This is a genomic window from Vibrio sp. A1-1 (assembly GCF_021728175.1).
Taxonomy (GTDB): domain Bacteria; phylum Pseudomonadota; class Gammaproteobacteria; order Enterobacterales; family Vibrionaceae; genus Vibrio; species Vibrio diabolicus.
Genome location: NZ_JAKKCL010000004.1, coordinates 49817 through 75272 on the forward strand (window position 1 = coordinate 49817; position 25456 = coordinate 75272).

General features: G+C 47.2%; 21 protein-coding genes. 5 read left to right on the forward strand and 16 right to left on the reverse strand.

The features are described 5' to 3' along the window. Positions 1 to 169: 169 nt before the first annotated feature. From L3V30_RS08645 to L3V30_RS08660, 4 genes are all read right to left on the reverse strand, one after another. Positions 170 to 1672 (reverse strand): efflux transporter outer membrane subunit, encoded by a 1503-nt coding sequence (locus L3V30_RS08645; protein WP_237308724.1) that lies wholly within the window; start codon positions 1670 to 1672, stop codon positions 170 to 172. Beyond that, positions 1669 to 4731, reverse strand: coding sequence for an efflux RND transporter permease subunit (locus tag L3V30_RS08650; protein ID WP_237308725.1), 3063 nt, complete (start codon positions 4729 to 4731; stop codon positions 1669 to 1671). Before L3V30_RS08650 ends, L3V30_RS08645 begins: the two co-directional genes overlap by 4 nt. 10 nt (positions 4732 to 4741) lie before the next feature. Next, a complete protein-coding gene (locus L3V30_RS08655) occupies positions 4742 to 5824 on the reverse strand; it encodes an efflux RND transporter periplasmic adaptor subunit (protein ID WP_237308726.1) in 1083 nt (360 codons plus the stop codon). A gap of 104 nt (positions 5825 to 5928) precedes the next feature. Next, complete coding sequence (locus L3V30_RS08660; RefSeq protein WP_005392703.1) at positions 5929 to 6810, reverse strand: LysR family transcriptional regulator; 882 nt, start codon at positions 6808 to 6810, stop codon at positions 5929 to 5931. 112 nt (positions 6811 to 6922) lie between these two features. Between L3V30_RS08660 and L3V30_RS08665 the strand changes: the two genes are divergently transcribed. Next, positions 6923 to 7282: a DUF6559 family protein gene (locus L3V30_RS08665; RefSeq protein ID WP_237308727.1), complete on the forward strand. Its 360-nt coding sequence runs from the start codon at positions 6923 to 6925 to the stop codon at positions 7280 to 7282. 78 nt (positions 7283 to 7360) lie between these two features. On the opposite strand, the gene tyrS is transcribed toward L3V30_RS08665, so the two are convergent. From tyrS to ppsA, 4 genes are all read right to left on the reverse strand, one after another. Continuing rightward, positions 7361 to 8620, reverse strand: coding sequence for a tyrosine--tRNA ligase (gene tyrS / locus L3V30_RS08670; protein ID WP_237308728.1), 1260 nt, complete (start codon positions 8618 to 8620; stop codon positions 7361 to 7363). An 82-nt stretch (positions 8621 to 8702) separates the two neighbouring features. Beyond that, positions 8703 to 9509 carry a helix-turn-helix transcriptional regulator gene (locus L3V30_RS08675; RefSeq protein ID WP_046876144.1) on the reverse strand — a complete coding sequence of 269 codons (807 nt, stop codon included), beginning with the start codon at positions 9507 to 9509 and terminating at the stop codon, positions 8703 to 8705. Between the two features lie 193 nt (positions 9510 to 9702). After that, positions 9703 to 10482: a hypothetical protein gene (locus L3V30_RS08680; RefSeq protein ID WP_237308729.1), complete on the reverse strand. Its 780-nt coding sequence runs from the start codon at positions 10480 to 10482 to the stop codon at positions 9703 to 9705. 170 nt (positions 10483 to 10652) lie between these two features. After that, positions 10653 to 13025 carry a phosphoenolpyruvate synthase gene (gene ppsA / locus L3V30_RS08685; RefSeq protein WP_006741382.1) on the reverse strand — a complete coding sequence of 791 codons (2373 nt, stop codon included), beginning with the start codon at positions 13023 to 13025 and terminating at the stop codon, positions 10653 to 10655. A 251-nt stretch (positions 13026 to 13276) separates the two neighbouring features. On the opposite strand from ppsA, the gene L3V30_RS08690 reads away from it, so the two are divergent. After that, positions 13277 to 14113, forward strand: a complete 837-nt coding sequence (locus L3V30_RS08690) for a pyruvate, water dikinase regulatory protein (RefSeq protein ID WP_005392709.1) — start codon at positions 13277 to 13279, stop codon at positions 14111 to 14113. Positions 14114 to 14193: 80 nt separating this feature from the next. Here the strand turns inward: L3V30_RS08690 and ansB are convergent, their stop codons facing one another. Further along, a complete protein-coding gene (ansB, locus tag L3V30_RS08695) occupies positions 14194 to 15258 on the reverse strand; it encodes an L-asparaginase 2 (RefSeq protein WP_237308730.1) in 1065 nt (354 codons plus the stop codon). Positions 15259 to 15629: 371 nt separating this feature from the next. Beyond that, positions 15630 to 16886, reverse strand: a complete 1257-nt coding sequence (locus L3V30_RS08700) for an adenylosuccinate synthase (protein WP_237308731.1) — start codon at positions 16884 to 16886, stop codon at positions 15630 to 15632. Positions 16887 to 16991: 105 nt separating this feature from the next. Here L3V30_RS08700 and L3V30_RS08705 point away from each other — a divergent pair, with 105 nt between their 5' ends. The 3 genes from L3V30_RS08705 (at position 16992) to L3V30_RS08715 (ending at position 18951) form a co-directional block, all read left to right on the forward strand. Beyond that, positions 16992 to 17861, forward strand: coding sequence for a LysR family transcriptional regulator (locus L3V30_RS08705; protein ID WP_006741384.1), 870 nt, complete (start codon positions 16992 to 16994; stop codon positions 17859 to 17861). Positions 17862 to 17864: 3 nt separating this feature from the next. Beyond that, the gene (locus L3V30_RS08710; RefSeq protein WP_237308732.1) at positions 17865 to 18257 is read left to right on the forward strand and encodes a ribosome recycling factor family protein; all 393 of its coding nucleotides are present in this window, start codon (positions 17865 to 17867) and stop codon (positions 18255 to 18257) included. A gap of 79 nt (positions 18258 to 18336) precedes the next feature. After that, positions 18337 to 18951 (forward strand): LysE family translocator, encoded by a 615-nt coding sequence (locus L3V30_RS08715; RefSeq protein WP_006741386.1) that lies wholly within the window; start codon positions 18337 to 18339, stop codon positions 18949 to 18951. Between the two features lie 93 nt (positions 18952 to 19044). Here the strand turns inward: L3V30_RS08715 and L3V30_RS08720 are convergent, their stop codons facing one another. From L3V30_RS08720 to L3V30_RS08745, 6 genes are all read right to left on the reverse strand, one after another. After that, positions 19045 to 19566, reverse strand: a complete 522-nt coding sequence (locus L3V30_RS08720) for a DUF2058 domain-containing protein (RefSeq protein WP_006741387.1) — start codon at positions 19564 to 19566, stop codon at positions 19045 to 19047. Positions 19567 to 19613: 47 nt separating this feature from the next. Further along, positions 19614 to 20390 carry an Asp/Glu racemase gene (locus L3V30_RS08725; RefSeq protein ID WP_114323418.1) on the reverse strand — a complete coding sequence of 259 codons (777 nt, stop codon included), beginning with the start codon at positions 20388 to 20390 and terminating at the stop codon, positions 19614 to 19616. A gap of 56 nt (positions 20391 to 20446) precedes the next feature. Next, positions 20447 to 21406, reverse strand: coding sequence for a cyclodeaminase (locus L3V30_RS08730; protein WP_237308733.1), 960 nt, complete (start codon positions 21404 to 21406; stop codon positions 20447 to 20449). Between the two features lie 14 nt (positions 21407 to 21420). Continuing rightward, a complete protein-coding gene (eutB, locus tag L3V30_RS08735; RefSeq protein WP_237308734.1) occupies positions 21421 to 22395 on the reverse strand; it encodes a hydroxyectoine utilization dehydratase EutB in 975 nt (324 codons plus the stop codon). An 86-nt stretch (positions 22396 to 22481) separates the two neighbouring features. Then, on the reverse strand, positions 22482 to 23888 hold the full coding sequence (locus L3V30_RS08740; protein WP_237308735.1) for an aspartate aminotransferase family protein: 1407 nt from the start codon (positions 23886 to 23888) through the stop codon (positions 22482 to 22484). A 41-nt stretch (positions 23889 to 23929) separates the two neighbouring features. Then, on the reverse strand, positions 23930 to 25450 hold the full coding sequence (locus L3V30_RS08745) for an NAD-dependent succinate-semialdehyde dehydrogenase (protein WP_237284859.1): 1521 nt from the start codon (positions 25448 to 25450) through the stop codon (positions 23930 to 23932). Positions 25451 to 25456: the final 6 nt, after the last annotated feature.

Consider the following 25456-nt stretch of genomic DNA (forward strand, 5'->3'; position numbering starts at 1 on the left):
TTACCGAGGTAACGTAACAAAATATTTCAGAGCATGCATTATACAACCTAGAGAGGGTATAGGTGGTAGAAATATTTGCCTCACAAACTAAGAGGCCATCCAAGTGGCCTCTTTTTAACCGATTTAACGGCATCCGTTATGACGCAAAGGTGTGAGGCTTGTAAGAAACCTAACCTTTGGCATTCGTGTCGGGTTGTGCTTCTGGTTGTAGCGTCCAATCACCACCAAGCGATTTGTAGAGCGCAATCGTAGCGTGTGCGGTTTGTAACTTTGCCGCGACTCGCTGATCTTGCATCATGCGTTGCTGACGTTGCGCATCCAAAACCGACAAATGATCAATCAAGCCGGCGCGGTACAGTGACTTAGCTTTGTTGACGGCGTTATTGGTGGCTTTCAATGCCTCATCGATTCGGCGCTGATTTTCTTGGCTGCGGCCATAAGTAAACAGCGTGGATTCGGTTTCCGCCAAAGCCGCCTCTACCGTATGTTGATAAGACAATGTCGCCGAATCAAAACGCGCTTGGTTGATGGCTTCAATCGCCTTGCCACGCCCCCCATCGAACAAGTTCCAGCTTACGCCAGCCGCGCCCATCCAACCGAAAGAATCGCTACTGAAGAGATCGTCAAAGCTTGACGCCGACAACCCCGGAGAGCCCGTCAAAAAGAACTTCGGATATTGATCAGCAACGCTTGCTGCTAACTCTTCATTGAGCGCGGCCATTTCGCGCTCGGCTAAGCGAATATCGGTACGACGCTTCAACAGATCGGAAGGTAAACCGACCGGCACCATGTCTTGCATGACAGGTACACTATGTTGCTTAGACAGACGGATTTCGACTTGCGCTAGCGGCTCGCCAAGCAGCACCGCTAAACGATGTTTGTGCGCTTGTTGTGCAATCTCTAACTGCGGAACGAGCGATTCCATCGCCGCAAGCGTGGCCTTTGCTTGGGCTAAATCGAGATCAGAACCGTAGCCGCTGCGCACGACTTTTCCGACGAGGTCGAGTGTGCGTCGTTGATCTTCTAAGTTCGACTTTGCTAACTCAAGGCGCTCGCTTGCGCCTAGGTATTGCAAGTAGTTGTGAATCAAATCCGCCGTGATCACCGTGTTCAAGCCGCTTTGATAAATCTGAGCTTGTTCGAGACGAATTTGTGCCGCGTTTGCTTGGCGGTCAATACGCCCAAACAGCTCAGCCTCCCAAGCGATACTCGCGCCTGCAAATACGCCATCGTGCTGATTATCCATTAGGGTGACGTTACCAATTTGAGGTGGCAGACCCGACACGGAATCACTGAGAGGGTTCAATATTGGACCGAGTGAAGAGTCATTTTTACTGAACTGATAGTTCATGTAACCCGCACCGAGATTAATCGTTGGCACTTTGAATGACTCCACCATTGTTTTATAGTTGTTGGCCATTTTCACCCGCTCGGCCGCCACTTTCAGCGGAATGTTTTGGCTCTGCATGTCTTGAACCATTTGATTCAACACCGGATCGTGAAACTTAGTCCACCAAAACTCAATGTGTTGTGAATCGGTACTCAAGCCTGCATTTTCGGCGTTCAAGTAGGTTTCTGCCATGCTGGTGGTCGGTGCTTGGTAGTCGGGGCCCACTGCACAACCTGCTAAACTTAGGGCTAGAACGACAGGCGTTAGAATGAATTTTTTCACGATGACGCCTCCTCTAGCTCAGCGTTGGTTTGTGTGGACGGTGCTTTTTCTTTATAAGCAAGGCGATACAGCGCAGGCATGACAAACAGTGACAATATGGTTGCGGCCGCCAAGCCTCCGATGATGGTTGCCGCCATTTGGTCAAACAGCAGATCTGACAGCAGCGGGATCATGCCGAGCGCGGTCGTTAACGCACCCATAGAAATAGCCATAGTACGGTTGACCGTGGCTTCTTTGATGGCGTCAGACAAGCTCATGCCATTTGCGCGTTCGAGCTCAATTTGATCCATTAGTACGATGCCATTCTTGATGATCATCCCGGTCAGCGTGATGGCTCCGATCAGCGCCATAAAGCCAAATGGTTTATCGAATCCCAGCAGAGCAAACACGGCACCTGATGCCGCCAGTGGTAGCGTTGCGAGGATGATGATTGGCTGCTTAAAGCCGTTGAACATCGCGACTAGGATGATCACCATGATCAGCATTGCTTTTGGTTGCTGCTTCATGATGTCGGTGACCGCTTTGTCTTCATCGTAATATTCGCCGCCCCATTCCATGCTATAACCCGCCGGAAGTTGGATAGATTCAACCTGATCTTTAATGGCATTTCTAACGTTCGCTGGTGTGGAGTCTCGGCTCACACCCGCTTGAACCGTGATGGTTTTCACGCGGTCGCGTCGCCAAATCATGCTCTCTTCGGTGACCAGTTCGAATCCATCCACCACTTGACCAAGCGGAACGCTGTTAAAGCCAAGTAGCGAGCGCACAGGTAGCGTTTCTAGTGACGCCATGTTTTGCGATGTGCCACGTAACTGAATTGGAATCAACTCATCATTCAGGTTCATTTGTCCGAGCGGCATGCCGTCTGATGCACGTTTTAGCGCGAAAGCGACATCGGCGCGGTTAATGCCTGCTTGACGCATTTTGTCTTGGTTTAGAATCGGCTTGAGCACTTTGCTTTCTTGGCGCCAATCATCGCGAATGTATTTTGCATCAGGGTTTGAAGCAAAAATCGTTTTCGCTTCTGCCGCTAGTTGATGTAATACGGTTTCATCCGGACCAGAAAAACGCACCTCAACCGCGAACTTATCTTTGGTTGCCAGCTTCAGCGCTCGAAAGCGAGGTTCGGCATCCGGAAACGCCTCTTTCAGCCAATCATCACCACGCGTCACCAAGTGACTGATGCTCTCGTAGTCTTTAGTGTTGATCAGAATCTGGCCGTAGGCAGGGTCGAGCGGCTCAGGTTCTACCGTTACCGAGAAGCGCGGTGCACTGGTGCCGACATAGCTAGAGATGCTTTCCACTTCTGGTTGTGCGACCAACCATTCTTCAACTTTGCTCATGTCTGCCGAGGTTTGTTCAATCTTGGCACCATTGGGTAGCCAATAATCGAGAAATACAATTGAGCGATCCGACTGAGGAATAAAGTTCACGGCCACATACGGGATTGCCACGGCAGTGACTAAAATCAACGGAACCAAAGCGGCTAACGCTTTACGCGGGTTGTCCACCGTCCAGAATACCAACTGTTTATAACGGCTCGGTTTGGTCTCTTCGCTGTTAGCTTTTGGCTTGATGAACATCCACGCCATTAATACCGTAAACGTCATCGCGACGATCCATGAAAGCAACAGTGACGATGCCACAATGTAGAACACAGAGCTCGCAAACTCGGCGGAGTCGGTTTTGGAGAACAACACTGGGCTTGCGCCCATAATCGCGATGACAGTTGCGCCTAAAAGTGGCACAGCGGTTTCTTTGACGGAATCAATCGCGGCGCGAGTTCGCTCGATACCTTTGTTGAGCTTGGCGATCATCATATCGGTGATCACAATGGCGTTATCCACCAACATGCCCAGTGCGAGGATAAACGTACCTAGCGAGACACGGTGCAAATCGATGCTGGCGATGTTCATGTATACAAGCGTGAGCAAAATAGTCAGGAGCAAGCTTGCGCCAACGATGGTTGCACTCTTAAAGCCCATGAAAACCAACAACACCACAAAAACAATCGCTACACTTTCAAGCAGGTTGCCAACAAAGTCGTCGATAGACTTTTGTACTTCTTCAGGTTGATAAGCAACGGTCGAGATGTCGACACCCAGCGGCAGTGTTGCTTGGTAGTTAGCGATGATGTCTTGAATCGTATCGCCAAGTGACACCACGTTAATGCCTTGAACTGGGCTCACCGCCAAGGTGACAGCGGGCTCTCCGTTGTAGCGGTTTTCTGCCAATGCTGGTGTTTGATAATCCATGGTGATGTCGGCGATGTCACCAAGACGAATCAACCCCGAGCCAAACTTTCCGGTGCCACCATTGATGATTAAATTGCGGATGTCTTCTAGAGACTGAAACTCACTGGTTTGCGCAATACGAATACGCTCTGTACCTGCATCGAATTTTCCCGCTTCGAACGTGCTGTTTTGTGTGCTCAGTTGGTTCCAAACTTGTGCGATCGACAAACCATATTGAGCCAAGCGCTCGTCTGGCATATCGATATGTACAACGCGAGGTTGAACGCCGTGTAGCTCGATCTTTTTGATGCCGTCGACGGCTTTGATTTGGCGTTGCAGCTCTTCGGCGTAGCGACGCAACTCTTCTGGCGCAGCATCTGTGCTGTGGATAGAGAAAAGCATACCGTAGACTTCAGAGAACTCGTCTTGTACTACGCTGATCTGCGCGCTGGAAGGTAGCTGCAGTTTTACATCGTCCACTTTGCGTCTCAATAAGTCCCATTCCTGCGGAAGTGCTTTGGAGTTAAGGCTCTCTTTGAGGTCAACAAAGACCATAGACAAACCTGGGCGAGACAATGAGCGCAAGCGATCCAACTCTGCCATTTCCTGCAACTTGGTTTCCACGGTATCGGTGACTTGGTGCTCGACTTCTTCGGCAGATGCACCCGGATAAAGGGTCACGACTACCGCAGTTTTTACCGTAAAGCTCGGGTCTTCCAACTTGCCTAAGTCGAAGTAAGAATAGATGCCAGCGATCACGCTCAATACGATAAAGAACAGAACGAACTTACGTTGGCGAATCGCGAATTCAGCTAAATTGATCATGGATTCGCACCTACAACGTCTTGATGGTCAGGTTTGGGGCGGCATCGCCCTCGCTCAGATAATGGCTACCGCTGATCACCACATAATCGCCTTGCTCAAAACTTCCGGTCACACACGCTTGGTATGCGTCGATAGAGTCAAGGTTGACCGGCTCTGAATGAATAACCGCATCACGAACCACATTCACGTGTAGAGTTTGTTTCTCACCCAAAATTGCAGAGTAAGGAAAGCAATGGCTTGAGTGACTGGTGTTGAGCGCGGTATTAACCGTGACTGCTTTACCGTTGAATAGCGCACTGGAAATCGAATCGATGTCTAGCGTGACGGTATAGGTTTGTTTGAGCAGGTGCTTCTTCGGCGCGATTTCTGCCACGGTTGCTCGGTAGGATTGCTCCGAATCATACCAAGTCAACGATGCTGGCTGACCTAGTGCGAATTGCGCAATCATATTTTCCGGCACGTCGATGTCGACTTCCCAGCTGCCTTCTTGCTGAATTGACACAACACTGCCGCCCGGCAAGGTTTGCTCATGTGGATCAATAGAAACGTCGGCAACAATGCCAGGGAATGGTGCACGTAGAGTGGTGTAACGTAGGGCATCTTTTGCACGTTGGATGTTTTTCTCAACCACTTTGACGGCAGAGACGCTACGTTCGTAGCTGCTGATGGCTCGATCTAAGTTTACGCTGGCAATGGCATCATCAGAAGTTGCTTGTTTTACGCGCTTTAACTCGGCTTTCGCGAGTTTGTGTGCTGATTGCGCTTCTAACATGCGCGCTTGTAATTCTTCTAGTGAGACTTGGTAATCGTGCTTGTCCAGCGTGGCAATGACTTGGCCTTTTTCTACCACGCTGCCTTTATTTACGAACACGCTTTCCACGGTGCCAGGTACACGAAAAGAGAGTGACGCGGTTTCTTTTGCTTTTACGATCCCGCTGAATGATTTGTTGAGTTCTTCATTCCTTTCGTTGACTTCAATTACTTGAACGGGTCTGGATGCGCTTGGTTCCTCAACCTGAGGTTGAGCTTGATTACAGCCGAGTAGAGAGAGAGCGATAGTGCTCAGCGCGGCGGTTTTAATTTGATGATTCATAAGATGGCTCCATAATTTCGGCGCCATCTTATAATTCACAGATGTTCAGATAATCATGCGTGTGCATGATTCAATGTCACGAATTTTATGACAATAAATGTAAACTACAAAAGTTTTGGAATTTTATTGCACAAATGTTCAATAAGTAACCGGCTAGCTTGGTTCAGCGTTTTCGGCTTAGGGTAGAGCAACCACCCCGTTTCTTCTGTGACGGCATATTGAGACAATACTTGCACCAATGCACCGGATTCGAGCTCATTTTTTACCAACAGTTTTGGGATATAACTGATGCCGCGGTCTAGCACTGTGGAGCTTTTGATAAAGCCGATGTTGTTGGAAATGAGTTTCGGTTTGAGCGCTACGTTTTGTTCCTGAAAGTGCCAAAGGTTGTCGACATTGCCATTTGGCCAACGAAAACAAATGCACTGATGATCGCTCAACTCTTCTAATGTAGCGGGCGTGCCGTGAGTTTGAAGATAGTTCGGTGAGGCAACGACACATCGGTCTAGCGTTAAGATCTTTCTGGCGACAATGTCTGAATCAAACAGCATGCCGCCGTGCAGCGCGATGTCCAACCCCTGCTGAAACATATCAATAAAGCCATTGTTGATATTGCGAATGTCGAGCTCAACCTGCGGATATTGATCCTGAAATTCAAACAAAATGGGTTGAAGAGGTTCATAGGTTTCTGGCAGAAGGCCAAGTTTGATTTTGCCTCTGACTTCGATGCTTTCGTTACTGGCTTGCTGGTTTGCCGAATCAAGCAAGGTGAGCACTTTTTGCAGATCTTGGTAGTAGGCATCGCCTTTGTTTGTCAGCGAAAGGCTGCGAGTGGTGCGGTGAAAAAGTTGCGTTCCGAGGTAACGTTCCAGTTCTCCAATGCGTCGGCTAACATTTGCTCGTGGCAAATCCAAAGCATTTGCTGCCGCTGTAAAGCTGCCAAGTTGGACGACTTTGGTGAACAGTTTTAGATCGTCAATTTTCACTCTTGAACTCCATACTCTTTGAGCGCCGTACTAAACCCTGACACTCTAGAGTATTGATGTGTGGTATACAAAACTTATTATTAATTATCGAAATATAAATAAGGGCTTCAACATGTTGAGATTTATACAACGTCGCCGCATTAAGAAAGTGATTAAGCTAATGAGTACCAGATTGGTGGTGGGATACGGCAGTCGTGAGTACTTTTCCGTCGGTCAGGTAAAGACGAGCACCAGTGAGTTAAGCACGTGCCAACAAAAAATTGCGTTGGCGTTGTACGCGAATCCGCAAGATCTTGATTTGGAAAATCAACCAGAGTTGCAAGCCATCCGCTCTGATGTGGCGAATGACTTCTTTTCTGGTGCCGATTATACCGCTCAAGATGCGCTTAATTTATTCGGTGCTGGTGGCTGGAAAGGCGGCCGAATGGAAGATGGAATGTCTCATCATTTTGGTATGCACAGCCGATACTAGAGCGAGCTAACCTTATAAAGTCTTGTCAGTTAACTCGCTATATCACTTTGCCTTGTGAGGTGTCACTCCGATGCTTTGTTAAGCGGTACGCTTTACGAGGCAGAAGTGCTTTTTACCGCGTTGTAGTAACCAGTATTGGTCAAACAGTGGGAAGCTTAAACTCGGGTTATCAGCCGACACTTTTTCACCGTTTACACTGATGGCGTTGTTGCTGATGTGTTCGCGCGCAACACGTTTCGAGCTTGCTAAACCCGACTCAACCAGCAGCTCAACCAAATCTTGTTGTGCACTCTCAATGCTTGGTAAACCATCCAATTCCAACTGTTTTAATTCACCCAAACTCAGTTGTTGCACATTACCGCTGAACAGTGCTTGAGTGATGCGCTCGGCACTAGATAGGCCGTCTTCGCCATGAACAAATCGCGTCATTTCTTCAGCGAGAATACGTTGTGCTTGTGGCTTGCCTTGGCTTGCTTGGTCTTGCGCTTCAATGCTGGCAATTTCTTCGCAGCTCAAGAACGTGTAGTAACGCAAGAAGTGGTAAACGTCGGCGTCTTCTGCGCCAAGCCAGAACTGGTAGAAGGCGTAAGGTGAGGTTTTGCTAGGATCTAGCCACACTGCGCCGCCTTCGGTTTTGCCAAATTTGGTGCCATCGGATTTGGTGATCAGCGGCAGAGTTAAGCCAAATACTTGCTCACCATTTTGGCGACGAGTTAAATCGATCCCACTGACGATGTTTCCCCATTGGTCATTGCCACCGATTTGCAAACGACAATCGTATTGACGGTTTAGCTCGGCAAAATCGTACGATTGCAGCAGAGCGTAGCTAAATTCGGTAAAAGATATGCCTTGATCAGGGCGTTGCAAGCGTTGCTTTACCGACTCCCGGTTGATCATGGTATTGATCGAAAAGTGCTTACCTACATCACGGAAGAAGTCGATGACGTTGATCGCTTTCATCCAGTCAGCATTGTTCACCATGATCATTGGCTTGGTCAGTTGGTGGTTCATCAACTGCTGAATTTGATTAGAAAGATCGTTAACCCAACCTGAGACGATTTCTGAAGAATTCAGACTGCGCTCGGTCGCTTTAAAGCTTGGGTCGCCAATCATGCCCGTTGCACCGCCAATCAAGGCTATAGCCTGGTGTCCGGCATCTTGAAAGCGCTTAAGCATAATCAAAGGCACGAGGTGGCCGATGTGCAAGCTGCCTGCTGTAGGATCGAAGCCGCAGTAAACGGTTTGTGGCTGTGAGAGAAGTGTCTGAATTTCTTCCAAATCGCTGGCTTGTGCAATCAAGCCACGATCTTGTAAATCTTGCAGTAATGGTGTCGTCATTCTTTTTGTCTGTCTTGATGGTTGTTGTATTCAGACTAAAACGCGACACCTTTTGTCGATATATCCCTTAAGGGACAGTTTTTTATCTTGAATGGAGAATAAGGTGATTGAGGAAAAGCTGGAATAACTCACTCAATGAAGACACATTTAACTGCGAGTAAATGCGTTTTCGATGATTTTTGACCGTGCCTTGCACTAAGTGTAACCGCGCGGCAATTTCTTTGGTGTCAAACCCTTGAGCGAGAAGTGAAGCCACCTCTTGCTCGCGACGAGTGAGTGATTCTACGCCAAATGTTGCTAAAGCTTGCTCAATGGCTAATCGCATACTGCCAGAATAAGCACTCTGGGCAAAAACAGGCTCAGAAAAGGTAAACTCCGTTTGTTTCCAGTGCTGCTGACAAAGCGATTGAATTATCGGGAAGTAGGGCTTTAATTTATTGATTTGCTGTTGAGAAAAGTATTTTCCATCATTCATATACCCGAAGTACAACATGACCCAACGGCCAGGTTCGACTTCGACTAGCATGCTCAGTTCGTCTTTCCACCCTGTCTGATGGTAGAACTGTTCGCAGTAGGAAGTAAAATCAACGCCTTTGCGTGCTACGTCTTTGAGCGTAAATACGCCTTGTTGCTTTGTCTCGTTTAGTTTGAGAAAAAAAGGGTCATTTTGAAATGAGTCAGTAAGGTAGCGTTGAAAAAGTAACTCTCGCTCGTTCTCAATCGAGTCGTAGAGATAGATAGGATGTTTACCTTCTCGATAACCTAAAATAACCGCGCAATCAAAATGAAAAAGAGTGCGAATGACACGCATAAGCTTAGGAGTAAAGTTAGGCGTATTAAGAGCAGAAATTGCTTCTGCCAGCAGATTATTAAAGTTATTGTCAGGCATGGGATACCGAATCGCAGATGGTTTTGGGCAAGCATAACGAAAAGCCATCCAACGAGAAAGGGAAGTCACCATCTTCTGGTGACTTCCCATGAGAAAGTTGCACAAGTACTCAGTTTTGAGGAGTCATAGCTACGTTAACTTATTGATAAGGGTGCATAACAACCGTTCTATTTAAGCGATTAGTTGCTATGCGTTACTGCGAGTTGGTGAGCTCTTCGTTAACCCAATATTTAGAACCAGACACGTTGGCATCGATGAGCAAGCCTTTTGCATTCAACTGATAAACGGCGACGCCACTGTTAAATTGCTTTGAAAGTTGCTCAGAATCTTCGCCAGCTACAGCAGAGGCTTCACTGGTCGCTTCCCATCCTTCGTTGACGAAAGTGTCAAAGTCTTCTTTGCTCTCAAACAGAATCACTTGTTGGTAAAACTTGCCACCAGCCCCAAGTGCGACGCCCAAACCAAACATATTCATATAAGTGCGTTTTTCTGTTTCCTTATTGACAGCGACACCTGACCCTGAGTTGGTGTGAAACAATAAAGACAATTTACGAGAATCAAAGACCGCGTAGCCGTAAGCGTTGTCGTAAATGGCTTTGGCCTCTGGCTTTTCATTAAACAACTTGAGCAAAGCACTATCCGCCATTAAGTCTACGGCTTGGCGAGCTTCTTCTGGCGTGTCGCCTTCCATCAGTTCATCAATTTTCTTGTCGGCTGCATCTATCCATTCTTTGCTTTTCTCGATACTAGCTTCTGTCCACTCGCCCGCGGTATTGATTGCTTCCTCGGACCAGTTCGTGAAATCTTGCCACGCTTGTTTTGAAAACGCTTTGGTATCGTCCCAAGCATCTTGGGCAGTATCAGAAACTGCGTCGCCAAGCTCAGACATTTTATTGGAAATTTCATCCCAATCGGCATAAGCAGGGGATGACAGGAGCATCAATGTAGTAAGGAGTGCGATAGGCTTTTTCATCAAATTCTCTCTGGAGTTATCGATATACCATTCATTTTAGGTCATCAGACTTTGATAATGAAATTGACTAAATGACGAACTTGAGAGAGGAATCACGAACTGATTGTGAAATGACGTATGAATAACAAAGCCCTCACAAGGGGAGTGTGAGGGCTTAAGTTTTTAGCGCGTTACTTGCTGCTAACTTTACCGAGCTGTAACCAAGTATCGATAACGGTGTCTGGGTTTAGTGAAACAGAGCTGATGCCTTGCTCCATCAACCATTCCGCCAAATCTTCATGATCTGATGGGCCCTGACCACAAATACCCACGTACTTGCCAGCTTTGGTTGCTGCGTCAATTGCCATTTTCAGCATGATTTTCACCGCCGCGTTACGCTCATCAAATAGGTGAGCAACGTCGCCAGAGTCACGGTCCAGACCAAGCGTTAGCTGAGTCATGTCGTTTGAACCAATCGAGAAGCCATCAAAGTACTTCAAGAACTCATCGGCAAGTACCGCGTTGGACGGCAGTTCACACATCATGATGACTTTAAGACCTTGGTCGCCACGGCGCAGATCAAACTTCGCTAGCAAATCAATCACTGATGCAGCTTCGCTTGGTGTACGCACGAATGGGATCATGATTTCAACGTTTTTCAGACCCATTTCGTTACGAACGCGCTTGATAGCTTGAGTTTCTAACTCGAAGCAATCTTCAAACACTGGAGAAATGTAACGAGACGCACCACGGAAGCCAAGCATTGGGTTTTCTTCATGCGGTTCGTAGGCTTTACCACCAACCAAGTTGCTGTATTCGTTCGACTTAAAGTCAGACATACGAACGATAACGCGTTTTGGCCAGAAAGCAGAAGCGATAGTCGCGATGCCTTCAGTCAGTTTGCTTACGTAGAAATCGATAGGATCTTTGTAACCACGAATGCGCTGTTTGATTTCTGCTTTTAGCTCATCGCTTTGCGCATCAAAGTTAAGTAATGCTTTTGGGTGAATACCGATCATCTTGTTGATGATGAACTCTAGACGAGCAAGGCCAACACCTTCGTTTGGAATCTGAGCAAAGTCGAATGCGCGATCTGGGTTGCCCACATTCATCATCACTTTGGTCGGCAGCAGTGGCAGTTCATCAACAGAAGAGCGTTTTACATCAAACTCAAGTTCACCTTGGTAAACGTAACCCGTTTCGCCTTCTGCACAAGATACTGTTACTGTTGCGCCATCAGTCAGTTTGCTTGTCGCATCGCCACAGCCAACGATTGCAGGAATACCAAGTTCACGAGCAATGATTGCTGCGTGACAAGTACGTCCGCCACGGTTGGTAACAATAGCAGAAGCTTTCTTCATCACTGGTTCCCAGTCTGGGTCAGTCATGTCTGTAACCAACACATCACCTTCCTGAACCAATGACATTTGGTCCAGAGAGTCAACCAAACGCACTGCACCTTTACCGATACGTTGACCGATTGCACGACCTTCAATCAAAACATCTGCTTTGTTTTGTAGCTCGTAGCGCTCAATCACGTTTTGTTCCGTTTGTGAACATACGGTTTCAGGACGCGCTTGAACAATGTACAGCTTGCCGTCGATGCCATCTTTTGCCCACTCAATGTCCATTGGACGCTGGTAGTGCTTCTCGATGATCATTGCTTGTTTGGCGAGCTCTTTGATCTCTTCGTCGTTCAGTGAGAACGTGTTGCGCTCTTCATCAGAAGTATCAACGATATCAACTTGTTTGCCGATCTCTTGGTTGTCAGAGTAGATCATTTTGATCAACTTAGAACCAAATGTTTTCTTAACGATCGGGTGCTCACCTGCTTCAAGCATTGGCTTATGAACGTAGAATTCATCAGGGTTTACTGCGCCTTGAACGACCATTTCACCTAGGCCCCATGAAGAGGTGATGAAGACAACTTGGTCGAAACCAGACTCAGTATCAAGCGTAAACATTACACCCGAAGAAGCTTTGTCTGAACGCACCATACGTTGGATACCCGCCGATAGCGAGATACCACGGTGGTCGAAACCTTGGTGTACACGGTAAGAGATCGCACGGTCGTTAAATAGAGAAGCGTAAACGTGCTTAGTTGCTTCTAGTACTGCATCGATGCCTTTCACGTTCAAAAACGTTTCTTGCTGACCAGCAAAAGAGGCATCAGGCAGGTCTTCTGCCGTAGCAGATGAACGAACTGCGACTGAAAGCTCAGGGTTGCCTTCAATCAGTTCTTGATAGTTTTCACGGATTTCTTGTTCAAGGTCCGCAGGGAAAGGGGCCTCTAATACCCATTGACGGATGGTTGCACCTGTCTTACGCAGAGCTTCCACATCCTCAACGTCTAGTTCATCAAGTAATTGGTGAATACGCTCATCCAAACCTTCGTGGTCAAGGAATTGGTTAAACGCGTATGAGGTTGTCGCAAAACCATTTGGTACAGAAACGCCTGCGTTCGCTAGGTTAGAAACCATTTCGCCAAGTGAAGCATTCTTACCGCCGACTTTGTCGACATCATCCATGGATAGGCCATTGAACCAGAGGGTGTTCTTTTGCATGTCTTTCTCCAGAAACATTGCAGCTTAGTAGGGGGACTTAAATCGCTCTAAACAATCGCATGTTGGCTGTTATTACACGTTGACCATACATTGCTTCATTTAGATTGATATCAAAGGCAAACGATTACGTTCTGGCTGAAAAAAATTCAAAAGAATTTTTAAAGCTGTGGTGAACCTAACTGAAAGCCAAACTGATTTATTAATATTATGTTTACCATCCTACTCAAAAGATTTTGAAAAATTAAACAGAAATGCAAATAAATAACCAAAGTCGTGATGTGTTCTATGTTTCTGACGGTACGGCGATAACATGTGAGACATTAGGGCATGTTGTTCTCGGTCAATTTCCGTTCATTCCTAACGAAAAAACCTTTCCGTTCGTAGAAAGCCAGGACAAAGTTGCTGACGTTGTAAAAGAAATTGAAACTTCCTACCAACGCAATGGCGTCAAACCTCTGGTGTTTTTCTCTATCGTGGTGCCAGACGTACGTGAAATGCTGCTGGAAGCGCCTGCATACAGCTACGATGTGTTGGAAAGCATTGTACAGAAAGTGCAAGACGACATTCAGATGGCACCAAAACCCAAGTTGCAGCGTTCTCGCAGTGTGGGGAAAGATTCCGATACCTATTTCGACCGTATCGCGGCCATTGAATATACATTGGCGCATGATGATGGCATCACGCTAAAAGGGTTGGAGCAAGCCGATATCATCCTGCTGGGAGTATCGCGCAGCGGGAAAACCCCCACCAGCCTATATATGGCGATGCAGTTTGGTTTGCGTGTCGTGAACTATCCATTTATCGCGGAAGACGTGAAGATGATGCGTTTGTTGCCTGAGTTTGAGATCCATCGTCATAAATTGTTCGGGCTTACTATCGACCCTGAACGTTTGACTGAAATCCGTGAGAATCGTTTGTCTGGAAGTGATTACGCCAGTACTGAGCAGTGTAAGTTGGAGCTAGACACCGTAGAGGCGTTGTTTAGAAGAGAGGCGATCCCATATATCAATACGTCCTCTCTCTCTGTGGAAGAGATCACAACGCGTATTCTTGAAAAAGCAGGGATGAAACGCCGTTTGTTTGGTTAACCAGGGGCGCCAACATCGTCGTGTGCAAGAGGAGGCGAGTAACACCTCCTCTTGTGCATCTAAAGATGCCTTACACAGAATTAATAGTATTGGAACATCTTTTGGATGTCTTGATAGTTTTTGGTTTGAGTCAGTGACAGCATCAGTAAGATACGTGCTTTTTGTGGGTTTAGTGTGCCTGAGGCAACAAAGCCATATTTTTCGTCATCAATTTCAGCATCCAAAGTGGTTGAGCCGCTAGGCGTTCGGGAGCTCCTTACAACAACAACGCCATCTTTGCTCGCTTTTTCTAGCTCATCAAAGACCGTGTGGTACAAGTTACCATTACCAACACCAGCACTTACAATACCGTCAAACTTGGCATCAACAAAGGCTTTGACTGGTAAGCTCGACGCATTTGCATAGTTATAAACAATACCTACTTTAGGTAGTGTGTTAAGTTTTGATACATCGAATGGTGTTTCTGTGGTGTGTTTACGCTCTGGGCTTCGTTGATATTTGGCATCGCTATTATGAATGTAACCGATAGGGCCAAAGTTAGGTGACTGGAAAGTACTGACGGAAGTGGTGTTTGTTTTAGTTACGTCTCGCGCATCGAATATAGTGTCATTCATCGCGACTAACACGCCGCGCCCTTCAGAATCTTCATCGGTGGCTGTCACGACGGCTCTGTATAAATTAACTGGGCCATCAGCACTCATTGCGGTGGAAGGACGCATTGCACCGACAATCACGACTGGTTTTTTGCTCTTGACGGTCAGATCAAGGAAGTAAGCGGTTTCTTCTAACGTATCGGTACCATGCGTGATGACGATACCGTCAACATCATCTTGAGCGAGCAGTTCGTTGACGCGTTTGGCTAATTTAAGCCATACCTCATCATTCATATCTTGTGAACCGATACTGACCACTTGCTCTCCAGAAATATCGGCAATGTTGGTCATACTCGGCACCGCAGAAATCAATGATTCAACGCCGACTTTACCTGCTGTGTAGTTTGACTCGGTTGCAGATTGACCTGCTCCAGCTATGGTGCCACCAGTGGCAAGGATTTTAATGTTCGGAAGATCGGATTGCGCAAAAGAGAACGAACTGATGCATAAACCGAGAGTTATCGTACTGAGGCGGAAAAGATTTTTCGTCATAGGAATCACCTGCTATTAGGTTGGATGTTGGGGAACTCATCTATCCTAAAAACAGCGGGTTAGATTTTTTGAGCACTAGTTCAACAAATTGCAGATGAAGATCGTGATCAAGCAATCAGTTAAAGAACGTTAATTCAAACAATTAACTTAAATAACGTGCTTCTTTAACAAGTGAGATGTACTAATAACGTGCATAATGCGTTATATGCTCTAATCTATTGATTGGGAAATAAAGAGGGAAGGGAGGCGCGATTAGGTTACTAGACACGAATTGAGAAGTGCAATTTCTTCAAAGTTTACAGTGTAAAAAAAAAGCGGCTTTACCCCGGAACAGATAAAAGCCGCTTGCCAATGATGTGTTAATTCACATCTTATCGCATAATCATTTGTTCACGACCAGGACCCACAGACACCATTTTTACTGGTACGCCCATGAGTTCCTCAATGCGTAGAACGTATTTCTGTGCTGCTACTGGTAGTTCTTCAAACTGACGACAACCTGTGATGTCTTCGCTCCAGCTTTCCATCTTCTCGTAGATTGGCGCAAGAGATGCAGTTTGAGGCCAGATTGGGTTTTCGCTGTGGTCGCCTTCGTAGCCAACACAGATTTTCAGATCGTTAAGACCAGTCAAACAGTCTACTTTCGTTAGTGCAATTTCAGTTGCGGCTTGCAGTTCAACGCCATTCTTCGTAGCGACTGCGTCGAAGTAACCCATATCGCGCGGACGACCTGTAGTTGCACCGAACTCGCCTGCAAGTTCTCGGAAAGCATCTTGCTCTTCCATTGCAGTGATCAACGTACCAGTACCTACTGATGAGCTGAATGCTTTTGCAACCGCAATAACGCGTTCAGGACGAAGTGCTGGAAGACCACTGCCGATACCCGCGTACATTGATACAACGTTAGAAGATGTTGTCCAAGGGTACTCACCGTAAACAAGGTCACGACCCGCGCCAAGCTGCGCTTCGAACAATAGAGTTTTGTCTTTCGCTTGTAGTTCTTTTAGAGGAAGCGTTACGTTGCAAATTGAATCGCGCCAAGGTGCAGAGACTTCTAGCAGCCAGTTCGCCAGTTCTTCAGCGGTTTGTTCAAACTCGAACGTCGGGTAAAGCGCACGCAGTTGTGGCAGTTTCCAATCCATCATGAATTGAAGGCGTTCAACCAATACTTCTGGTTGCTTCAACCAACCAACTAGGATGCCTTTCTTCATTACGCGGTCACCGTACGCAGGTGCAATACCTTGACGAGTTGAGCCGTATGCTTTGTCGCCTAAACGTTGTTCTTCTAGCGTATCTTCTAGTGCGTGTAGAGGTAGACACAGTGTTGAGCGATCAGAGATGCACATATTCACTTTTACGCCCGCTTCTTCAACTTCCGCAATCTCCTGAGACAGCAACGCAGGGCTGATAACCATACCCGGACCTAATACTGCCAAACAGTCTGGGTTGAAAACGCCACTTGGTAGCTGGTGCAGCTTGAACGTACCTAGGTCGTTAACCACGGTATGACCCGCGTTGTTACCACCTTGGAAACGAATGCTCGCAGAAGCTTGCTCTGCCAAAAAGTCAACGATGCGGCCTTTGCCTTCATCACCCCAGTTTGCACCCACAACAACGATAGACGACATAATTTAATCTCCAAAAACAGATGAAAAAATCTTAAGGCGTTCGCCATAATAAGAGAAATTAATTATACTCATTAACTTGATAAGAATCCCATATCGGAATTGGCAATGTTAGATTTGAACTGGCTGCGAACCTTCGTAACTCTTGCAGAGGTAAAACATTTCGGCAAAACAGCGACGGAACTGCACATGACGCAGCCGAACGTAAGTTTGCATATCAAGCAGTTGGAGCAGGCCACGCGTACTAAATTGATTGAGCGAAATCCTGTACAGCTGACGCAGGCGGGGAAGCGTTTGTTAGATACGGCGCAGCGGATGCTTAATGAGCTGCAAATTTGCCAATCGGATCTCAATGCCATCAACGATCTTACGCAAGGAACGCTTTCTATTGCGGCGAGCGATATCGTTTCACGTTTACTGCTTATCAAACCATTTCAGCAATTCAAAAGTGAATACCCGGGTATCGACTTGGCATTGTTCAATACCACGTCTTCTCAAGCAGTGGACTTGGTGAAAAGTGCGCGTGCCGATATCGGCTTTGTTATCGCACAAAAAGAGAGTCAACCGCTGCATTTTACGCCTCTCACGCAAATTCACTGGTGTGCGTTTGGCGATAACATTTTTGAATGGCAGGACAATCGAAAAGAGAGCCAGACGTTGATTCTGCTAGGGCACGATACGCGAACCCGTGAGCTGATAGATGCGTCTTTACCTGAGTTAAATCTGCCTAAGCATCGCGTGATGGAAGTGGGCAGTGTGGAAGCACAAATCGACTGGGCAGAAGCAGGATTTGGGACCGCCATTGTGCCGGATTTCTCTCTTGATCCGAGGTTAATGCTTTCCCGAGAAGTCACGCCTTTGCCTAGTTTTCCAAACACCGATTTCGGCTACATTGTGCGCCAAAATCAGGTACTCTCCAAAGCCGCCAAACAGCTACTCACTTGGGTTGGAGAGAATGTGTCAGTAGTGGGAGAGTAACGGATGAAAGATGACGACATTATTGTGTCGCTGCCCTCTCTGATTCATCGCATTGGCGGTGAGAATGCTAAACGCATTAAAGTCATTGCGGCGGATTGCGGGTGTGACGTTAAGCGAGTTAGGCGCTCACGTCATTGGCAAGTTTCTGGAGAAGCTTTGAACTTAAAAGCGTTACTTGATCAGCTAAAAGCAGGGCAGTATGAAGAGCTAAGGTTTGTGATGAATAAGTTGGAGAAAGGGTTATCCATTCATCAGGACAAACTGGAGCCGTTGGAAGAAAAACTGATTCGGTTGGTGGTGCAAAACCCAAATATCACTTTGGCGGAGTTGATGACAGAAACGCACTGTACGATTGCGCAAGCCAGAGCAGCTCGGTTTGAAGCGGAAATGCTCTAGCGTAGAATTTTTATTTACTCATTCTAGCAGCCAATGTTACGGTGCGGGCTATTACTAAAAATTAAGGCCATTTTTTATCATGGATATTTGGAAGCTCCTCCTTTTTATTCCCGCTTGCTTTGCTCTGAATATGACTCCAGGCCCAAACAACTTATTGGCAATGAATAATGCGCGTTGTTACGGTTTTCGTGCCGCGTTTGTCGCTAGTTTAGGGCGTATTACGGCATTTTCTGGCATGATCGCGTTGTCTGCCTCTGGTCTCGCCGTGATTTTGTACACATCAGAAATGCTGTTTTTAGCGTTAAAGCTGGTGGGTGCGTTGTACCTATTGTGGATTGCATTCAACCTTTGGCGTTCTGAATCGAGCCCGATCTCTGAGTTAACGAACTCACGCAACTATGCAGGGCTTGCGAAACAAGAGTTTACGCTTGCCGCCGGTAACCCGAAGGCGATTCTTATTTTTACTGCATTTTTGCCGCAGTTTGTAGACGTGAACGCCAACGTTCAAGAGCAGTTTTTTGCCCTTGGCTCCACGTTTTTGATTTTAGAAATGGTCGCCATTTCAATTTACGCGATTTTTGGTTTGTACCTTAGACATTGGTTTTCAAATCCAAAAATGGCGAAACGTTTTAATCGGGGATGTTCGCTGTTTTTAGCTGCATCTGGTGTGAATTTGCTACTAAGTAAGCAATAACGCATATCATTTCTGTAGCGTATTTTTCTATTAAAAAAGAGCCGCTGATGTTATATCAGCGGCTCTTTTCGTTGATGCATCTATTGTTTGTTGTTACCACATCAAGTCATCTGGCACGACGAAATCTGCGTATGGATCGTCTTCTGCTGGAATGTCCGATTCTGGTTCTTTCTGTTCGATGATGACGGATTCATCACGTTGAGCTATTTTATTCGCTACTCCGCGTGGAATGACAACGTAGCTTTCACCGACAATCGCAATGGCTAGAATGCCTTTAATCAACTGTTCACGGATGAGAGCATCAACATACAGTGACTTAACCAAGGTGCCATGGGTGAAGTTGTACTTAATATCGCCATCTTTTAAGTCGATCTTGTTCATCTCAATCAATTGATTGATTTGCGCTTTGATCTCTTTATTCAAACGCTCGGCATTTTGCTGTTCGCTCAATTGTTTATCACGCTCTAACTGTTGGCGTTTATTCTCTTCAACCGCCGCTTTTACTTCGCGTGCTTGAACGCGTGATTTTTTAGAGCCTTTCTTCGCTTTCTTTAGTTTCTTTTCATTAACTAAGCCAGCTTTCAGCATTTGTTCTTGAAGGGTAAGTTTTGCCATGTTTCATCCAGTTAGTGCGCAATTTTGTGCATTTTAGCGAGTCCTTATCAGCAAGGAAAGGGCGATGATGACACGTCGGAGAAATTATCGGACTCAAGCAAACGCAATGCGTCCCAAAGCATCACTTGGTTGGAGCTTAGTACAGGAATACCGAAGCGGCTTGAGAAATAAGGCAGTAGATGCATGACTCGCATGTTCGTGCATGAAATAAATACCGCGTCCACAGTGCAATCAATCGACTCAAGCAGCTGCGCTAAGGCATTTTCTACGTCTTGTCCTCCAATGGTTGGGATATGGGGATCGTAGTCGAGATTGAAATACCCAAAGGCCAGAACGTCAATGCCATGTTCGGTCATGGACTCATAAAGTGGGTGATTGACGTCATTGGTATACGGCGTCAGCATAACGATTCTTTGAGCTTGATGGTGTTCAAGCGCTCTCAGTGCGGCTTGCCAAGGGTTAGTTGTTATGGCTTCGGGTCTCTCTTGACGAATTAAATCAGTGATTTGATCGGAGCCAATGAGCACACTAGCTGACGTACAGCCAAACGCCATGACGTTGATTGGCCACATTGGCACGATGGTGCGTACACACTCGCGGATACTGTTTTGCATGTCTGTTAAGTGCAGAGGATCGACAGTACCTGTGGTGAGAAAGCGTGAAGTGTATAAGCGAACATCTGCGGGTAAATGCTCGCGCCATTCGTTTTCTAGCACATAATCGGTCGCGAGTTGAATGAGTCCGATTGAACGTTGATAAGCGGAGACATCCGCCGAAAACTCAAACTGAGTGGTTAAAGATTGAAACGTACAGAGCTCTGGCATGTTACGGCCCTCAAAAAGTGCGGTGGTTGCCCACCGCCAAAGTCACAGGGAATAAGTTACATCGTGGATTGAATGCTGGTGAGTTGTTGAGCGGTATAGTCAGCGATTGCGGTGTCTTGAACGCCAGTCCCTGTTAAATCACATACCGAAACATCGTCAACACGCCTTGAGTAGAGGTGCTTGCCGCAAATGATGTCGCCAAGTTCGACTAGGCTACGAGTGAGCGGTTTATCTACACTGCGTAACTCGCCAAGCGACTCTGACTGACTAATTCGATCAACCACCAGATGCTCAGCATTTAGAATGACTGACGTGGCAAGTTCACGTTTATGAGGGCTGTCTGAACCCATAGCGATCACGTGTGCTCCTGATGGGATATCTTGCCAATTCAGCAAAGGTTCTTTTGATGGTGTTGTCGTGACAATAATGTCGGCTTCTTGGCATGCTTGCTGGATAGAGGAGTGTACGGATACGGATAGATCGTATCGTTGCTCCATGCGTTGTTTGTAAGCCTGCGATTTTGTGTTGTCTCTTGCCCAGATGTTCACTTGGGAGATTGGCCTAACTAATTTTATCGCAGCGACTTGGAGTTCTGCTTGAAGCCCACTGCCAATAACCGTAATTTTGGATGCTTCTGAGTTCGACAGGTATTTCGCGGAGATAGCGCCGGCGAGAGCAGTACGAATGTCGGTTAGATACCCTTCGTCAAACAATATGCTATCAACCAGCCCTGTTTTCGCGCTAAAGAGCACCATCAAACCATTTAGGCTGGGTAGTCCCAGTTTTGGGTTATCAAAAAATCCTGGGCTGATTTTTATCGCGAAGCGCTCATTACCTTTGATATGCGCCGTTTTTACATCCACTTCGCCGTTATGCTCTTCGATTGCCATACTAAGAACCGGAGGCATGGTGACGTTGCCTTGCCCAAGCGCTTTGAAGCCATTTTCCACGGCCGCTAACGCATTAAGATCTAACTGAGTAACTTGCTCTATCTGAGATTTATTATAGATTTTCATTCGCACGACCTCGGTTATTCTTTGACTTGGCGGCCGATTTTTAATGCCGTCTCAAAAGTGTCTGAAGAGACGTTTTTTCCACTGAGCACCAAAACGACTTTCTTACCGCGTAAGTCCAGTTGATGCTGGTGAATGGCGGCAAGCCCCACTGCGGCCGCGCCTTCTACGGCAAATTTTTCTGCATCGAAAATATCTGCCATGCCTTTGGCGATGTTGTGTTCACTGACTAAAAACGCTTTATCCATGACTTCTTGCACGAGTTTGAAGGTATAGCGATTGTCTAAACCTATGCCGCCACCTAAGCTGTCAGCAAACGATTCGTGCTCTTCAACTTGTACTGGTTTTCCTGCTTTAATGCTTTCTACCATCGCTGCGCCTTTGTCCATGGAAACGCCATACACGCTCACTTTGCTGCTATTTGATTTTGCGGCTAAGCCAATACCACCAATCAATCCGCCGCCAGATAACCCGGCGAAAATGACGTCGACATCAGGAAGATCTTCAATGATTTCTAGCCCAATGGTCCCTTGTCCGGCGATGATGTCTGGGTGTTCGAATGGTGAGAGATAGGTCATCGACTCTTCTTCCGTTAGCCTCAATGCTTCTCGCTCCGCGTCGTCTTGAGCTTGACCAACAATTCGAACTTCTGCGCCTAGTGCTTTAATTGCGTCGACTTTGTTTTGTGGTACTAAATTGGACATACAAATCACGGTGCGGACTCCTAGTCGTTGCCCAGCATAAGCCACGGCACGGCCGTGATTACCAGTAGAGCAAGTGACGACGCCATGTCGTTTTTGTTCCTCACTCAGTTTGTTCATGGCATGAGTCGCTCCACGCAATTTAAAAGCACCAATAGGTTGTAGTGTTTCCAGTTTTAACCAAATCTCACATTGATATTGTTGCGATAACAGTGGTGAGTGAAGTAATGGTGTGCGACTGACTAATCCGTTAATCGCTTTCTTTGCGGCAAAGATTGCTTGTGTTTCCATGTAGTACGTCTCTTAGGACCGCCCCCTCTAATTTGGTCAGAGGGGGCGGTAATCGTTGGTAGGTTTGTGAGTTGATTAATTCGCGGCTATTTTGGCTGCCACTGTTTAGACGTGACGAGGTTATCCATCACTTTATTGACCGCTTGGTGCGCTTTGTCGACAATAGTGTCGATGTCATTACGGTTCGCGATAAGCGGTGGAGCAAAGCCGAGGATGTCACCATGTGGCATGGCACGAGCGATTAAGCCTTGCTCTAAACAGGCTGCCGCGATTTGCGGACCCACTTTCAAGTTTGGATCAAAGTGTGCTCGGCGGAGTTTGTCTGAAGAAAACTCCAACGCATGCAACAAGCCAACGCCACGAGTATCACCGATCAATGGATGATCGTTAAACGTCTCCGCCATGCGTTGCTGCAAGTAAGCGCCGACTTCGGCTGCCTTTTGCACCAAGCCTTCACGTTCAATGATATCGAGGTTGCAGTTCGCGGCTGCCGCTCCCATTGGGTGACCGGAGTAGGTATAACCGTGTCCGATAGCGCCCCATTGGTCGGTGCCGTTTTCTAGCACACTCCAAACTCGTTCACCGACGATCACGCCAGACAACGGTTGATACGCTGAGGTTAACCCTTTCGCTACCGTGATGAGATCCGGTTTCATGTCGTAGTGCAGTGAGCCAAAATCGGAGCCGAGGCGGCCAAAGCCACAGACCACTTCATCCGCAATCAAGAGTACATCGTATTTGTCGAGTACTTTACGAATCGCCTGCCAGTACCCTTCTGGTGGTGGCACAATACCGCCAGTACCGAGCACTGGCTCCGCAATCATCGCTGCTACCGTTTCTGGGCCTTCTTCCAAGATCATCGCTTCGAGTTGATCCGCACAATATTGAGAGAATTCAAGCTCAGACATGCTCTCGTCTTCACGGCGATAGTAATACGGCGCCATGGTGTGCTTGATGCGCTCAAGCGGTAAATCAAAATGTGCGTGGAACAGAGGCAACCCTGTCATTGAACCCGAAGCGATACTTGAACCATGGTAGCCGCGATCACGGGAGATAATTTTTTTCTTCTCTGGTAGACCACGAGCATTGTTGTAATACCAGACCAATTTAAGTTGAGTTTCGTTCGCATCACTGCCTGACATGCCGTAGTAGACTTTACTCATGCCTTCAGGCGCCATTTTGATGATGCGATCTGACAGTGTCACTAGTGCTTCGTTGGTATGACCGACGTAAGTATGGTAGTACGCCAGCTCTTTGGCTTGTTCATAAATGGCATCGGCCATTTCAGTCCTACCATAGCCAATGTTCACACAATACAACCCGGCAAAGCCGTCTATCAGCTCGATGCCTTCTGAATCGGTGATGCGTATTCCGCTTCCGCTCGAGATAATTCTTCCCGAAAGCTCCCCAGCCGCATACTGCTTCAGGTGGGTTGAGGCATGAAATACTCTCTGACGGTCGATCTCTAAAAGTTGTTGGGTTTTGTTGCTCATGATCCTTCTCCTCTAATAATTGGATATCCATATTTCGTGCCTTAACTGCCACTGACGGTTGGTAAAGCGCCTAAGCAGCAGTATTTGATTTCACTGTATTCTTCAAAGCCGTGGCGACTGCCTTCTCGTCCAAGCCCTGACTGTTTCACGCCGCCGAATGGGATAGGGTGGCCAGTCATCTTGACGGAGTTCACGCTCACCATGCCAAATTCCAAACCACGCATGCAGCGCCAAATTTGGTGAATATCGTGGCCATAAACATAGGCAGCTAAGCCGTACTCAGTGTCGTTGCTCATTTCAATCACGGTATCTAAGTCTTGGTAAGGCAACACGCCTGCCACAGGACAAAAATTCTCTTCGCGATACACCGCCATATCAGGGGTGACATCGGCCAGCAATGTCGGCGCGAAGAAGTTTTCGCCTGGTACGGGCTGGTGGTATCCCGCTACCAATCGCGCGCCTTTGTCGAGTGCGTCACGCACCAAATCATGCGCTTTATCCACCGCAGCGCGATTGATCATCGGCCCCATGGTGGTTTTTTCATCTAAACCATTGCCCAAAACAATGTGGTTCATTTCTTTGGCAAACGCTTCCAAAAACGCTTCGTACTTATCGTCAGGGACGAAGATACGGTTTGCAGCCAAGCAGTCTTGTCCTGCAGTTTGAAACTTGGCATCGACGGCGGCTTTGGCTGCTTGCTCGACATCCATATCTGGCAGCACGATGAAAGGGGCATTACCACCGAGCTCCATACTGCATTTCTTCACGGTTTGTGCCGCGTCGCGCAGCAGCAACTTACCCACTCGAGTTGAACCTGTGAACGAGAGCGCTTTGACTTTATCGGAGTGACACAAGGTTTGTGACACCATCACCGCATCGCCAGTGATCACGTTAAATACACCAGGTGGAAAGCCAGCTCGGTCTGCTAATTCTGCCAAGGCCAATGCGGAGAAAGGCGTTTCACTGGCAGGTTTGATGAGCACCGGACAGCCTATCGCTAATGCTGCGGCGGCTTTACGGGTGACCATTGCATTAGGAAAATTCCATGGTGTAATCAGTGCAGCGACACCAATCGGTTCGCGTACCGTCGATAGTTGCGCATTCGGAATATGACTTGGGATGGTTTCGCCATAGCTGCGGCGTGCTTCCTCTGCAAACCAACGAACAAAAGATGCGCCGTAGTCGATTTCACCCAAAGCATCACCTAATGTTTTGCCTTGCTCCATAACCATCAAACGAGCAAGATCTTGTTTTGATTCTAAAATCAGATCGTGCCAACGCATGAGAATTTCAGCGCGCTCTTCTGCTTGCATTTTTCGCCATTGACGAAAGGCTTGGTCGGCTTCATCAATCGCTTGATAGAGTTGTTGCTGAGATAGCTTGGTGATGTAGCCGATGACCGTACCATCCGCTGGATTATCCACCGGATGAAATTGGTCACCACTTACCCATTTGCCATTTATGTACGCTAAACCTCTCACCAAACGTACGTCTTTCATTATCGCCATCATGTCGTGCGAGGCTTTTAATTCCTCAGCATGTAAGCTGTGCAGTGCTGTCATGAGTCC

Excerpts from the sequence above, each read along its gene's own strand:
- L3V30_RS08705 (WP_006741384.1), top strand. The coding sequence starts at position 16,992 with ATGTTAGATTTGAACTGGCTGCGAACCTTCGTAACTCTTGCAGAGGTA.
- L3V30_RS08700 (WP_237308731.1), bottom strand. The coding sequence starts at position 16,886 with ATGTCGTCTATCGTTGTTGTGGGTGCAAACTGGGGTGATGAAGGCAAA.
- L3V30_RS08730 (WP_237308733.1), bottom strand. The coding sequence starts at position 21,406 with ATGAAAATCTATAATAAATCTCAGATAGAGCAAGTTACTCAGTTAGAT.
- L3V30_RS08675 (WP_046876144.1), bottom strand. The coding sequence starts at position 9,509 with ATGCCTGACAATAACTTTAATAATCTGCTGGCAGAAGCAATTTCTGCT.
- L3V30_RS08680 (WP_237308729.1), bottom strand. The coding sequence starts at position 10,482 with ATGAAAAAGCCTATCGCACTCCTTACTACATTGATGCTCCTGTCATCC.
- tyrS (WP_237308728.1), bottom strand. The coding sequence starts at position 8,620 with ATGACGACACCATTACTGCAAGATTTACAAGATCGTGGCTTGATTGCA.
- eutB (WP_237308734.1), bottom strand. The coding sequence starts at position 22,395 with ATGGAAACACAAGCAATCTTTGCCGCAAAGAAAGCGATTAACGGATTA.
- ansB (WP_237308730.1), bottom strand. The coding sequence starts at position 15,258 with ATGACGAAAAATCTTTTCCGCCTCAGTACGATAACTCTCGGTTTATGC.
- L3V30_RS08745 (WP_237284859.1), bottom strand. The coding sequence starts at position 25,450 with ATGACAGCACTGCACAGCTTACATGCTGAGGAATTAAAAGCCTCGCAC.
- L3V30_RS08725 (WP_114323418.1), bottom strand. The coding sequence starts at position 20,390 with ATGCCAGAGCTCTGTACGTTTCAATCTTTAACCACTCAGTTTGAGTTT.
- L3V30_RS08690 (WP_005392709.1), top strand. The coding sequence starts at position 13,277 with ATGCAAATAAATAACCAAAGTCGTGATGTGTTCTATGTTTCTGACGGT.
- L3V30_RS08650 (WP_237308725.1), bottom strand. The coding sequence starts at position 4,731 with ATGATCAATTTAGCTGAATTCGCGATTCGCCAACGTAAGTTCGTTCTG.
- L3V30_RS08710 (WP_237308732.1), top strand. The coding sequence starts at position 17,865 with ATGAAAGATGACGACATTATTGTGTCGCTGCCCTCTCTGATTCATCGC.
- L3V30_RS08715 (WP_006741386.1), top strand. The coding sequence starts at position 18,337 with ATGGATATTTGGAAGCTCCTCCTTTTTATTCCCGCTTGCTTTGCTCTG.
- L3V30_RS08740 (WP_237308735.1), bottom strand. The coding sequence starts at position 23,888 with ATGAGCAACAAAACCCAACAACTTTTAGAGATCGACCGTCAGAGAGTA.
- ppsA (WP_006741382.1), bottom strand. The coding sequence starts at position 13,025 with ATGCAAAAGAACACCCTCTGGTTCAATGGCCTATCCATGGATGATGTC.
- L3V30_RS08655 (WP_237308726.1), bottom strand. The coding sequence starts at position 5,824 with ATGAATCATCAAATTAAAACCGCCGCGCTGAGCACTATCGCTCTCTCT.
- L3V30_RS08665 (WP_237308727.1), top strand. The coding sequence starts at position 6,923 with ATGTTGAGATTTATACAACGTCGCCGCATTAAGAAAGTGATTAAGCTA.
- L3V30_RS08720 (WP_006741387.1), bottom strand. The coding sequence starts at position 19,566 with ATGGCAAAACTTACCCTTCAAGAACAAATGCTGAAAGCTGGCTTAGTT.